Source organism: Pseudomonas sp. A39 (assembly GCF_058145955.1).
On sequence record NZ_JBYVMD010000056.1, the window covers coordinates 1 to 13,341 of the forward strand.

Genomic DNA, 13,341 nt, shown 5'->3' on the forward strand with positions numbered 1-13,341 from the left:
TTGGTAATCGGCAACTGCTGCGATTCAGTCGAATCCACAGAAGTTGTATCAAGAAGGGAGCGTAGTCTACCGGAAAGGCTCTATCAGCTCAAACCTTGATCGCAGGTCTGTGGCATCCAATGTAATTGCCAGTCATGGCTCGGTGCTGGCCAAAGTCCCGCAAGGCTGGGCACACCCAGCAATTGCTCGCCCTGATACAGCAGCGGCAATCTGCCACGGACGAAGCCCGGCAAGCCACTTTCGTTAAGCAGGCGCTTCAAGTCACGTCGACCGCGACCTGGCACTTCGATGATTTCGCCGCCTTGGCGGTAACGAACCTGCAGCGGACCATCAGGCGCCTCACCACTGAGTATCAACTGACCATTGCCGGCTAACTCTAGTGGTTTTTGCGGATCGGGCCAGCTCACCGTTGCGTCGGAAAATTCCGACCCTGTCGAGGGCAGCCACCAGATGCGCTGACCACAACGGTGCAGCTCGCCATCGGCCAGGCGCCACAGGGGCTGTGCATCGTCCTTGGCATCACGTAGGGAATGCCAGCCGGCCCAGTGGTCGCTGTCAGGCAGACGGGTCAGCGGCGTCAGCCAATGGCGCAGGGCATTGCGCTGGCGAGCGTCGGAAAGCTCGCGTAAGGGGGCGAGGGTCAATGACCGCAATCTCAGCCAGGGAAACGCTGACGGCTGGTCGGCGGCCTGCAGGTCCATGACTGCCAACTCGTCAAGCAGGCCCTGGGCTTCGCTCAAGTGCTCAGCGGTGCGGGCCAGGCTTGAGACAGCTTGAGGCCAGCGCTCCGTCAGCGTCGGCAACACCCGGTGACGCAGGTAATTACGGGAAAACCGCGAATCAGCGTTGGAAGGGTCTTCGATCCATTCGAGCTGATGCTCCTCGGCATAGGCTTCCAGCTCTGCCCGCGAGACCTCCAACAAGGGCCGCACCAGATAGCCGGCCGCCAATGGGCGCTGCGCCGGCATCGCCGACAGCCCGCGCACCCCAGCCCCACGCAGCAGGCGGAATAACAGGGTTTCCGCTTGATCGTCGCGATGCTGGCCCGTCAGCAACACCTGCCCTGCCCCGGTCACCTCGATAAAAGCCTGGTAACGCGCGTCACGGGCGGCACGCTCAAGGCTGGCGCCGGGTTGCACCTGCACGCGCATCACGCGCAGAGGCACACCCAAGTTGTCGCATATCGACTGGCAGTGAGCAGGCCACGCGTCGGCGGCGGTTTGCAGGCCATGGTGGACATGGACAGCGCTGAGGGGCGGCAGGGTGTCGGTGTTGGCAAGATTGGCCAGGAGGTGCAGCAGGACGGTGGAATCAAGGCCACCGGAGAATGCAATGTGCCAGGCCGGGGCGCTGCGCCAGGGGGCCAGGGCTTGCAGGAGCTTGGCGGGCAGGGTTGGCTTCATCAAACATTACCGCCGCAAATCTGGAATACGTTGACCAAGCATACACAAAGCAAATGTGGGAGGGGGCTTGCTCCCGATAGCGGTGGGTCAGTCACTGGATACATTGACTGACACTCAGCAATCGGGGGCAAGCCCCCTCCCACATTTTGGTAGTGCGTTGGTCTTAGAGACCGTAGCTCATCAGGCGCTCATAACGACGGGCCAGCAAGGCTTCGTTATCCAGCTTCTTGAGCATCGCCAGTTGCGAAGCCAGCTCACCACGGATAGTTGCGGCAGCGGCAGCCGGGTCGCGGTGTGCGCCACCTAATGGCTCGGCGATGACTTTATCGACGATGCCCAGGCCCTTGAGGCGATCGGCGGTGATCCCCATGGCTTCGGCAGCGTCCGGCGCCTTTTCGGCGGTTTTCCACAGGATCGAAGCGCAACCTTCCGGCGAAATCACCGCGTAGGTCGAATATTGCAGCATGTTCAGTTGGTCGCAAACACCAATGGCCAGGGCGCCGCCGGAACCACCTTCGCCGATTACGGTGGCAATGATCGGGGTTTTCAGGCGTGACATGACGCGCAGGTTCCAGGCGATAGCCTCGCTCTGGTTGCGCTCTTCGGCGTCGATACCTGGGTAGGCACCCGGGGTGTCGATGAAGGTCAGGATCGGCATCTTGAAGCGTTCGGCCATTTCCATCAGGCGGCACGCCTTGCGGTAGCCTTCCGGGCGCGGCATGCCGAAATTACGGCGGACTTTCTCACGCACTTCACGGCCTTTCTGGTGACCAATCACCATCACCGGCTGGTCGTCCAGGCGAGCGATACCGCCCACGATGGCGGCGTCGTCTGAGAAGTGGCGATCGCCATGCAGCTCGTCGAACTCGGTGAAGATGTGCTGAATGTAGTCCAGGGTGTACGGACGGCGCGGGTGGCGGGCCAGGCGCGCGATCTGCCAACTGGTCAACTTGCCGAAGATGTCTTCGGTGAGCGTGCTGCTCTTGTCTTGCAGGCGAGCGATCTCATCGCCGATGTTCAGCGAATTGTCATTGCCGACCAGGCGCAGTTCTTCGATCTTGGCTTGCAGGTCAGCGATCGGCTGTTCGAAATCAAGAAAATTCGGGTTCATAAGCGTCCGTCTTGGGTCGACGGCCAGGGCGTGCCTGGCCAGCCGGTTGTCTATTCGCGCCCTACCTTAAGGGAGAGGCGCGTTTAGGTCGAGATTAAATGTTTAGTCGAGATCAGACACATCTGACCGTCAACGGTATTGGAGGAAGACGTTGTCTCGCCCGAACTGGTCACGCAAAGCTTGAATCAAGCCGTCAGCGGGATCAATTCGCCAGCTCTCGCCGAACTGCAACATGGCCTTAGCGTCATTGCCGGTGTACTCCATGGTCACCGGGCACGCGCCACGGTGGCGTTTGAGCAGGTCGCCCAACCAGCGTAGCTGATCGCCCTTGAGCGCTTCGGTTTTCACCTTCAAACGCAGGCTTTCGGCCAAATTGGTGCGCGCATCTTCCATGCTCATCACCCGCTTAATGCGCAGGCGCAGGCCGCCGGAGAAGTCATCGTTGCTGACCTCCCCTTCCACCACCACCATCGCGTCGGTCTGCAGCAGCGACTGCGCGGAGTGGAACGCGTCGGCAAACAGCGACGCTTCGATACGGCCCGAACGGTCGTCGAGGGTGATAAAGCCCATCTTGTCGCCCTTTTTATTCTTCATCACCCGCAGGGCGATGATCATGCCGGCAACGGTCTGAGTGTCCCGCGCCGGCTTCAGGTCGATGATGCGTTGACGGGCGAACCGGCGGATTTCCCCTTCGTATTCGTCAATCGGGTGACCGGTGAGGTACAGGCCCAAGGTGTCTTTCTCGCCCTTGAGGCGTTCCTTGAGGGTCAGGTCCTTGGCCTTGCGATGGTTGCCGTATACGTCCGCATCTTCTTCGACGAACAAACCGCCAAACAGGTCGGCGTGGCCGCTGTCGTGGGTTCGGGCGGTTTGCTCGGCGGCCTTGATCGCCTCTTCCATGGCGGCGAGCAGCACTGCGCGGTTACGGTCGATATTCGCCTGGTAAGCCTTGGGCTCATCATGGAAATACGGACCGAGACGGTCGAGTGCGCCGCTGCGGATCAGGCCATCGAGTGTCCGCTTGTTGATGCGCTTGAGGTCAACCCGCGCGCAGAAGTCGAACAGGTCCTTGAACGGCCCGTCCTGACGCGCTTCGGTGATGGCTTCCACCGGGCCTTCGCCCACGCCTTTGATCGCACCCAGACCGTAAATGATGCGGCCTTCGTCGTTCACGGTGAACTTGAACTCCGAGGCGTTCACGTCCGGCGCGTCGAGGCGCAGCTTCATGGTGCGCACTTCCTCGATCAAGGTCACGACCTTGTCGGTGTTGTGCATATCCGCCGAGAGTACCGCGGCCATGAACGGCGCCGGGTAGTGGGCTTTCAGCCAGGCGGTCTGGTACGACACCAGGCCGTAGGCGGCGGAGTGGGATTTGTTGAAACCATAACCGGCGAATTTTTCTACCAGGTCGAAGATGTTACCCGCGAGATCGGCGTCGATATTGTTGGTCGCGCAACCTTCGATGAAACCGCCACGTTGCTTGGCCATTTCCTCGGGTTTTTTCTTACCCATGGCGCGACGCAGCATGTCCGCACCGCCCAGGGTATAACCGGCCATCACCTGGGCGATCTGCATCACCTGTTCCTGATACAGGATGATGCCGTAGGTCGGCGCCAGTACCGGCTTGAGACCTTCGTACTGGTAGTCCGAGTGCGGGTAGGCCAGTTCCGCGCGACCGTGCTTACGGTTGATGAAGTCATCCACCATGCCCGATTGCAGCGGGCCCGGACGGAACAGGGCCACCAGTGCGATCAAGTCTTCCAGGCAGTCGGGCTTGAGCTTTTTGATCAGCTCTTTCATACCCCGTGATTCAAGCTGGAACACAGCCGTGGTTTCGGCTTTTTGCAGCAGGCTGTAGGTTGGCTTGTCGTCCAGCGGGATAAACGCGATATCCAGCGGCTCTTCATTGACCTTGGCGCGGTCACGGTTGATGGTCTTGAGCGCCCAGTCGATGATCGTCAGGGTCCGCAGGCCAAGGAAGTCGAACTTCACCAGGCCGGCCGCCTCCACGTCGTCTTTGTCGAACTGGGTAACCAGGCCACCGCCCTCTTCGTCGCAATAGATCGGCGAAAAGTCCGTGAGCTTGGTCGGCGCAATAACCACGCCACCGGCGTGTTTACCGACGTTACGCACCACACCTTCGAGCTTGCGCGCCATGTCCCAGATTTCGGCGGCTTCTTCGTCGACCTTGATAAAGTCGCGCAGGATTTCTTCCTGCTCGTAGGCTTTCTCCAGGGTCATGCCGACTTCGAACGGGATCATCTTCGACAGGCGATCCGCCAGGCCGTAGGACTTGCCCTGCACCCGCGCTACGTCGCGGATTACAGCCTTGGCCGCCATGGAACCGAAGGTGATGATCTGGCTGACCGCGTTGCGGCCATATTTCTCGGCCACGTATTCGATCACGCGGTCACGGCCGTCCATGCAGAAGTCGACGTCGAAGTCGGGCATGGAGACCCGTTCCGGGTTCAGGAACCGTTCGAACAGCAGGTCATATTCCAGCGGGTCAAGGTCGGTGATCTTCTGCACATAGGCGACCAGCGAGCCGGCACCTGACCCCCGGCCCGGACCAACCGGTACGCCGTTGCTTTTGGCCCACTGGATAAAGTCCATTACGATCAGGAAGTAACCGGGGAATCCCATCTGGATGATGATATCCAGTTCGAAATTCAGCCGGTCGACATAAACCTGGCGCTTGGCGTCGTAGTCCTCGGTGGTGTCCTTGGGCAGCAGGACAGACAAACGCTCTTCCAGGCCATCGAACGAGACCTTGCGGAAGTACTCATCGATGGTCATGCCATCGGGAATCGGGAAGTTGGGCAGGAAGTGCTTGCCCAACTTGACCTCGATGTTGCAGCGCTTGGCGATCTCGACCGAGTTTTCCAGGGCCTCGGGCAGGTCGCTGAACAGCTCGGCCATCTCGTCGGCGCTTTTGAGGTATTGCTCCTCGCTGTAGTTCTTCGAGCGACGCGGGTCATCCAGGGCCCGGCCTTCGCCGATGCACACGCGGGTTTCGTGGGCTTCGAAGTCTTCCTTCTTGATGAAGCGCACATCGTTGGTCGCCACCAGCGGCGCGCCCAGCTTGTCGGCCAGGGCTACCGCGGCGTGCAGGTGTTCTTCGTCGTTGGGGCGATTGGTGCGCTGGATTTCCAGGTAGAAACGGTCCGGGAAGACCTGCATCCATTCGCGCGCCAGCACTTCGGCTTCCTGCGGGTTGCCGCCCAGTAGCGCGATACCGATCTCGCCCTCTTTGGCGGCCGACAGCATGATCAGGCCTTCGCTGGCCTCGGCGACCCATTCACGCTCGATGATGATCGAGCCATTGCGCTGGCCGTCGATGAAACCACGGGAAATCAGTTCGGTGAGGTTGCGATAGCCCACGCCGTTCATCGCCAACAGGCTGATGCGGCTCAGCGGGTTATCCGGGTCTTTGTTGGACAGCCACAGGTCGGCGCCACAGATCGGCTTGATGCCGGCGCCCATGGCGTTCTTGTAGAACTTGACCAGGGAACACATGTTGTTCTGATCGGTAACCGCGACCGCAGGCATGTTCATGCCCACCAGGGTTTTGACCAGCGGTTTGATCCGTACCAGGCCGTCGACCAGGGAGTATTCAGTGTGCAGGCGTAGGTGAACGAATGAAGCCGGCATAGTGATCCTGTCTAGAAACTTAGAAACAACAAGGCCCGGGATTGTACCGGGCCTTGAGCAAAACATCAGCCTACGCGACTACACCTCGCTGAGGCTCTCGCGCAGCTCGTAGGCCTGGCGCACAGGGGCGAACGAGCGGCGGTGGATCGGCGTCGGGCCAAGGCGAGCCAGGGCTTCCAGATGAACGGGCGTCGGGTAGCCTTTATGACCGCCCATGCCGTAGCCGGGGTAGATCAATTCGAACGCGGCCATTTCCCGGTCACGGCTGACTTTGGCCAGGATCGAGGCAGCGGCGATGGCCGGCACCTTGCTATCTCCCTTGACCACCGCTTCGGAAGGCATGGCCAGCTTGGGGCAGCGGTTGCCGTCGATCATCGCCATTTTCGGGGTGATGTGCAGCCCCTCGACCGCACGCTGCATGGCCAGCATGGTGGCGTGCAGAATGTTCAGTTCGTCGATTTCTTCGACTTCGGCCCGCGCGATATGCCAGCTCAGTGCTTTCTCACAGATCTCGTCGTAGAGCTTTTCGCGGCGTGCTTCAGTGAGCTTCTTCGAGTCGTTGAGGCCGAGGATCGGACGGTTCGGATCAAGAATCACCGCCGCCGTGACCACCGCACCACACAAAGGCCCGCGCCCTACTTCGTCAACACCGGCCACCAGCTCGTGGGCTTGGGCAACCAGGCTGAAATCCAGGCCCATTTGCGTCTTCATAAGGCTTCCTGTTTCTGGCCGATCAAGCTCAACACGGCGTCGGCCGCCTGGTTCGACGCATCACGACGCAGGGTGCGGTGGATGTCGTCGAAACCACGGGTCTGCTCTTCGCCACCGTCGATCAAGGGTAGTAGGGTTTGCGCGAGGGCCTCCGGCGTTGCATCGTCCTGCAACAACTCCGGCACCAACAGGCGTTGGGCCAGCAGGTTGGGCAAGGAGATGTAGGGGCTTTTGACCATGCGCTTGAGAATCCAGAAAGTCAGCGGCGCCAGGCGGTAGGCCACGACCATCGGGCGCTTGTACAGCAAGGCCTCGAGGGTGGCCGTGCCCGAAGCGATCAGTACCGCATCGCAGGCCGCCAGGGCCAGGTGCGACTGGCCATCGAGCAAGGTCAACGGCAGGTTGCGACCTTCCAGCAGTGCTTCGATCTGCACACGACGTTGCGGGCTGGCGCAGGGCAGCACGAAACGTACGCCTGGCTTCAGCGCCTGCAGACGCTCGGCGGCGTCGAAAAACACCGAGGCCAGGCGGCCAACTTCACCGCCACGGCTGCCTGGCATCAACGCTACCAACGGGCCGTCTGGCAAGCCCAGCTCGGCACGTGCTGCCGTGCGGTCAGCCTGCAAGGGAATGGTGTCGGCCAGGGTATGCCCGACAAACCGTACCGGCACGCCCTTTTCTTCATAGAACCGGGCCTCGAACGGCAGCAGGGTCAGCATCAGGTCGCAGCCCTCACGGATCTTGAGCACGCGCTTCTGCCGCCACGCCCAAACGGAGGGGCTGACGTAGTGCACGGTCTTGATGCCGGCCTGACGCAACTTGAGTTCGAGAGTGAGGGTGAAGTCCGGCGCGTCGATCCCGATGAACACATCAGGCTTTTCTTCGATCAGGGTCTGGATCAGCAGCTTGCGACGCGCCAACAGTTCGCGCAGGCGCCCCAGCACCTCAACCAACCCCATGACCGACAAGCGCTCCATGGGGAAGTAGGACGTAAGCCCTTCAGCCTGCATCAGCGGGCCGCCGACACCGATAAATTGCACCGCCGGATGCTGGGCCTTGAGGGCCCGCATAAGACCTGCGCCCAGAATGTCGCCGGAAGCTTCCCCGGCCACCAGCGCGATACGCAGATTAGCCATGATTAGCGGGTGATGCCGCGAGTCGACGCCTGGATCGAGTCACGGAACACAGCGACTTCCGGGAACAACGCTGCCGGCTCGAGCAGTTGGGTCAATGCCTGGTCAACCGTGAGCCCTTGGCGGTAAACCACCTTGTAGGCGCGGCGCAGGGCGTGGATGGCTTCTTCGCTGAAACCGCGACGGCGCATGCCTTCGAAGTTCATGCTGCGGGCTTCGGCCGGGTTGCCGAATACCGTGACGAACGCCGGAACATCCTTACCGATAGCGGTGCCCATGCCGGAAAAGCTGTGGGCGCCGATATGGCAATACTGATGCACCAGGGTGAATCCGGACAGGATCGCCCAATCGTCAACGTGCACATGGCCCGCCAACGCGGTGTTGTTGACCAGGATGCAGTGGTTGCCGATGACGCTGTCGTGGCCGATATGGGCATAGGCCATGACCAGGTTGTGATCACCCAGCGTGGTTTCGGCCCGATCCTGCACGGTACCACGGTGAATGGTCACGCCTTCACGGATGATGTTGTGATCACCGATTACCAGGCGCGTCTCTTCACCCTTGTACTTCATGTCCGGGGTGTCTTCGCCTACCGAGGAGAACTGGTAGATGCGATTGTGTTTGCCAATGCGGGTCGGACCTTTGAGGATCACGTGCGGCCCGATGACAGTCCCCTCGCCGATTTCCACACCTGCGCCGATGATCGACCAAGGGCCGACCTCAACGTCGGCGGCCAGTACGGCCGACGGATCGATGATTGCGCGAGGGTCAATCAAACTCATAGTTTGCGTTCCGCGCAGATGATCTCAGCGGAGCACACCGGCTTGCCGTCCACCGAGGCCTGGCATTCGAACTTCCAGATCTGGCGCTTGCAGCTGATGAACTTGGCTTCCAGGATCAGCTGGTCACCCGGGGTAACCGGATTGCGGAAACGCAACTTGTCGGAGCCCACGAAATAGTAAAGCGTGCCGTCGGCAGGCTTGAGGTCAAGCATTTTGAAACCAAGGATACCGGCAGCCTGGGCCATCGCTTCGATGATCAACACGCCCGGCATGATGGGGTGTGCAGGAAAGTGACCATTGAAGAACGGTTCGTTGATGCTGACATTCTTGTAGGCACGAATGCGCTTTTCCTCGACATTGAGGTCCACTACGCGGTCCACCAGCAGGAACGGGTAACGGTGAGGCAGGTATTCGCGAATCTCGTTGATGTCCATCATTTCGGGGGGAAGCCTGTAATAAAGATTGGGGGCGGGCGAACTAAACGCACGCCCCGCTAGCAAATCAAGGAGGCAGTCTAGCGGCTGTGCACACTTGATATGGAAATGGTATCAGCCTTCTGATGAAGCATTACCGCCAGGGGTCACGTCCCCAACACGCTTTTCCAGCTGTTTGAGACGCCGAGCCATGTCGTCGAGCTGCCTCAACCGCGCTGCACTCTTGCGCCATTCAGCCGCAGGCTGCATGGCGGTACCGGAAGAATAGGCACCTGGCTCGGTAATCGAGTGGGTCACCATGGTCATCCCGGTGATGAAGACGTTGTCGCAAATATCAATATGCCCCACCAGCCCTACGCCACCGGCGAGCATGCAATGCTTACCAATTTTGGTGCTACCGGAGATGCCCACGCACGCGGCCATGGCGGTGTGATCGCCAATCTGCACGTTGTGGGCGATCTGGATCTGGTTGTCGAGCTTCACGCCGTTACCGATCACGGTATCGGCCAGGGCCCCGCGATCGACAGCGGTGTTCACGCCAATTTCAACGTCGTCGCCGATCAATACGCCGCCGACCTGGGCAATTTTGTTCCAGATGCCCTTGGCGTTGGCAAAGCCAAAGCCTTCACCGCCGATCACGGCACCCGACTGGATGACCACCCGCTCACCGATACGCACATCGTGGTACAGGGTCACGCGCGGCGCCAGCCAACCGTCGGCGCCGATCTCGCAGCGCGCACCGATAAAGCAATGGGCCCCAACGGTGACACCCGCCGCAATGCGCGCGCCGCTCTCGACCACCGCAAAGGCACCGATGCTGGCCGCTGGGTCAACCTGGGCATCATCAGCGATCACCGCAGACGGATGAACACCGGCCGCTGCCTTGGGCTTAGGATCGAACAGGTGCGACACCCGGGCATACGCCAGGTACGGGTCAGCCACCACCAGCGCATCCCCGGCAAACCCTTCGGCGTCAGCCGCTTTCAGCAACACGGCGGCGGCTTGGCTGTCGACCAGGTATTTACGGTATTGGGGGTTTGCGAGGAAGCTCAACTGACCTGGGCCAGCCTCCTGCAAGGTGGCTAGCCCAGTGATTTCCTTCTCCGGAGAGCCACGCAAGGTGGCCCCCAGGAACTCGGCCAACTCGCCGAGCTTGATAGTCGCGGTCATGGCTTACTTCAGCTGGTTCATGCGCTCGATCACCTGGCGGGTGATGTCGTATTGAGGCTTGACGTCGATTACCGCGCCACGCTCGAACACCAGGTCAAAGGCACCTTTCTTGATGACTTCTTCCACAGCGCTGTCGAGTTTCGGCTTCAACTGTTTCAGCATTTCACGGTCAGCAACCGCTTTGGCTTCGTTCAGCTCTTTGGACTGGAACTGGTAGTCACGGGCCTTTTGCTTGAATTCAAGCTCCAGACGCTCGCGCTCGCCTTGTTGCATCTTGTCGCCACCGGCTACCAGGCGGTCCTGGATGCCCTTGGCGCTGCTTTCCAGGGTCTTGAGCTTGGTCAGTTGCGGACCGAACTTTTTCTCGGCATCCACGGCGTACTTCTTGGCCGCGTCCGATTCCAGCAGGGCCATCTGATAGTTCAGGACGGCGATTTTCATTTCGGCGAAGGCCGGGGTCGCTACCAGCACGGTTGCCAGCAGAACCAATTGAGTCAACTTACGCACGATGCACTCCTACAGAATCCGTTGTCGTTATCTTGGGTCAGACGCTTAGAACGTCTGGCCGAGGGAGAATTGGAAAATCTGGGTTTCAGCGTTGTCCGGTTTCTTGATCGGCATGGCCAGAGCAAAGCTCAATGGGCCAAGTGCAGTCACCCAAGTCACACCCACACCCACGGAGCTTGCCAGGTTGCTGAGGCTCACGTCGTTGCACTGAGTATTGGACTTCACGCCACTCGGGTTTTTGATCTGCTCGCACTTGGAATCGAACACGTTACCCACGTCCCAGAAGACCGACGTACGCAGTGAACGCTGATCTTTCACGAACGGCAGTGGGAACAGGATTTCCGCGCCACCCTGGATCAAGACGTTACCACCGAACGGCAGCGGGTCGTTGTCGGAGTCGGCCACAGTGCCTTGGTTACCGGTCACACCCACACCACGGCTTGGCGTACCACGCGGACCCAAGGTGCTGTCCTTGAAGCCACGTACCGAGTTGAAACCACCAGCATAGTAGTTTTCATAGAACGGCAAGCCATTGGTAGAACCATAACCATCGCCATAGCCCAGCTCAGTGTGCAGGCGCATGGTGTAGTTGTCGCTCAATGGCTGGAACAGCTGGCCACGGTAGTCGAGTTTGAAGAACGACAGGTCGCTGCCCGGCGTGGTGGTTTCCAGGGTCAGGCTCTGGGAGTGGCCACGGGTCGCCAGTACGCCTTTGTTCAGGGTCGACTCGGACCAGCCGGCAGACGCCTTGAAGTTCAGGAACTTGTCGCCTTCGCGACGGGTAAAGTCGAAGATCTCGTCCACGGTGTACACACCGGTCTTGATTTCATCCTGCTGCGCGGTCAGGCCGAAGGTCAGACGCGAGGTCTCACTGATCGGGTAACCCACGTTGACACCGGCACCGAGGCTGTCGATTGCGTAGCTTGCTACGTCAACGTCGAGGTCTTTGTAGTCGGTGGTGCGGTAGAAGGCGTTGTAGCCCAGGCTCACACCGTCGGCAGTCCAGTAAGGGTCGGTATAACTGAAGTTATATCGGCTCTGGTATTCGCTTCGGGTCAGGCCGATGGACACTCGGTTACCGGTACCGAGGAAGTTGTTCTGGGTGATCGAACCACCAAGGATCAAACCGGCACTCTGTGCGAAGCCCACGCTCGCGGTGATGGAACCCGACGCTTGTTCTTCAACGGCGTAGTTCACGTCAACCTGGTCATCCACGCCCGGTACGGCCGGGGTTTCGACGTTGACTTCCTTGAAGAAGCCCAGGCGCTCAAGACGGGTCTTGGACTGGTCGATCAGGTAAGTCGACGCCCAGCCACCTTCCATCTGGCGCATTTCACGACGCAGCACTTCGTCCGCAGACTTGGTGTTGCCACGGAAGTTGATACGGTTCACGTAGGCACGCTTGCCTGGATCGACGACGAAGGTGATGTCCACAGTGTGGTCATCATCATGCGGGGTCGGCACACCGTTGACGTTGGCGAAGGTATAGCCTTCGTTACCCAGGCGACGGGTGATCAGTTCGGACGTGGTGGTCATCAGCTTGCGCGAGAACACTTGGTCTTTCTGCACCAGCAGCAGCGCCTTGACCTGGTCTTCAGGCACTTTCAGGTCGCCGCTCAGCTTCACGTCACGAACCTTGTACTTCTCGCCTTCGTTCACGTTGACAGTGATGTAGACGTGTTTCTTGTCCGGGGTGATGGACACCTGGGTCGAAGCGATATCCATGTTGATATAGCCACGGTCCAGGTAGTAGGAACGCAGGCGTTCCAGGTCACCGGAAAGTTTTTCACGGGCGTACTTGTCATCGTTCTTGAAGAACGACAGCCAGTTGGTGGTCTTGAGTTCGAACAGGTCGATCAGGTCTTCATCAGCAAACTTGGTATTGCCCACCACGTTGATGTGCTGAATCGCGGCCACGGTGCCTTCGTTGATGTTGACCTTGAGGCCAACACGGTTGCGCGGCTGCGGCACCACTTCCGTTTCCACGGTCGCGGAGTAGCGGCCCTGGGCAACGTACTGGCGTTGCAGTTCGTTACGCACACCTTCAAGGGTGGCACGCTGGAAGATCTCGCCCTCGGCCAGGCCGGATTGCTTGAGGCCCTTCATCAGGTCTTCAGTCGAGATCGCCTTGTTGCCTTCGATCTCGATACTGGCGACGGAGGGTCGCTCGACGACGGTGATGACCAGGACGTTGCCTTCGCGACCCAGTTGGATGTCTTGAAAGAAACCGGTTTTGAACAACGCACGAGTGGATTCCACCAGGCGACGGTCATCAGCCTGTTCCCCAACGTTCAACGGCAAGGCACCAAAGACGCTACCCGCGGAAACCCGCTGGAGGCCGTTGACGCGAATATCGGAGATGGTGAAGGACTCGGCGTGAACTTCGGCGATCATCAATACGGTGAGAACCGCAGTTAGCAGCAGACGTTTCATGAAGTC

Annotated in this window: 10 protein-coding genes; all 10 read right to left on the reverse strand. The window is 59.9% G+C overall.

From position 1 onward, the window contains the following. Positions 1-83: 83 nt before the first annotated feature. The 10 genes from tilS to bamA all read right to left on the reverse strand — a co-directional run bounded on the left by tilS (position 84) and on the right by bamA (position 13,335). The gene (tilS, locus tag AC3ZU9_RS27685; protein ID WP_490091618.1) at positions 84-1,403 is read right to left on the reverse strand and encodes a tRNA lysidine(34) synthetase TilS; all 1,320 of its coding nucleotides are present in this window, start codon (positions 1,401-1,403) and stop codon (positions 84-86) included. 163 nt (positions 1,404-1,566) lie between these two features. Further along, positions 1,567-2,514, reverse strand: coding sequence for an acetyl-CoA carboxylase carboxyltransferase subunit alpha (locus AC3ZU9_RS27690; protein ID WP_012722607.1), 948 nt, complete (start codon positions 2,512-2,514; stop codon positions 1,567-1,569). A 129-nt stretch (positions 2,515-2,643) separates the two neighbouring features. Continuing rightward, positions 2,644-6,165 (reverse strand): DNA polymerase III subunit alpha, encoded by a 3,522-nt coding sequence (gene dnaE, locus AC3ZU9_RS27695; protein ID WP_046036638.1) that lies wholly within the window; start codon positions 6,163-6,165, stop codon positions 2,644-2,646. Positions 6,166-6,243: 78 nt separating this feature from the next. After that, positions 6,244-6,876 (reverse strand): ribonuclease HII, encoded by a 633-nt coding sequence (gene rnhB / locus AC3ZU9_RS27700; protein ID WP_102061746.1) that lies wholly within the window; start codon positions 6,874-6,876, stop codon positions 6,244-6,246. Next, positions 6,873-8,012 (reverse strand): lipid-A-disaccharide synthase, encoded by a 1,140-nt coding sequence (lpxB, locus tag AC3ZU9_RS27705; RefSeq protein WP_102061745.1) that lies wholly within the window; start codon positions 8,010-8,012, stop codon positions 6,873-6,875. Before lpxB ends, rnhB begins: the two co-directional genes overlap by 4 nt. Positions 8,013-8,014: 2 nt before the next feature. Next, the gene (gene lpxA / locus AC3ZU9_RS27710) at positions 8,015-8,791 is read right to left on the reverse strand and encodes an acyl-ACP--UDP-N-acetylglucosamine O-acyltransferase (RefSeq protein ID WP_012722603.1); all 777 of its coding nucleotides are present in this window, start codon (positions 8,789-8,791) and stop codon (positions 8,015-8,017) included. Then, positions 8,788-9,228, reverse strand: coding sequence for a 3-hydroxyacyl-ACP dehydratase FabZ (gene fabZ / locus AC3ZU9_RS27715; RefSeq protein ID WP_003172281.1), 441 nt, complete (start codon positions 9,226-9,228; stop codon positions 8,788-8,790). The genes lpxA and fabZ overlap by 4 nt, the downstream gene beginning before the upstream one ends. Positions 9,229-9,339: 111 nt before the next feature. After that, entirely contained in the window at positions 9,340-10,395 is a 1,056-nt protein-coding gene (lpxD, locus tag AC3ZU9_RS27720; RefSeq protein WP_490091619.1) for a UDP-3-O-(3-hydroxymyristoyl)glucosamine N-acyltransferase, read from the reverse strand. A 3-nt stretch (positions 10,396-10,398) separates the two neighbouring features. Continuing rightward, positions 10,399-10,902 (reverse strand): OmpH/Skp family outer membrane protein, encoded by a 504-nt coding sequence (locus AC3ZU9_RS27725; RefSeq protein WP_003219314.1) that lies wholly within the window; start codon positions 10,900-10,902, stop codon positions 10,399-10,401. A 45-nt stretch (positions 10,903-10,947) separates the two neighbouring features. Beyond that, positions 10,948-13,335 (reverse strand): outer membrane protein assembly factor BamA, encoded by a 2,388-nt coding sequence (gene bamA / locus AC3ZU9_RS27730; protein WP_012722601.1) that lies wholly within the window; start codon positions 13,333-13,335, stop codon positions 10,948-10,950. Positions 13,336-13,341: the final 6 nt, after the last annotated feature.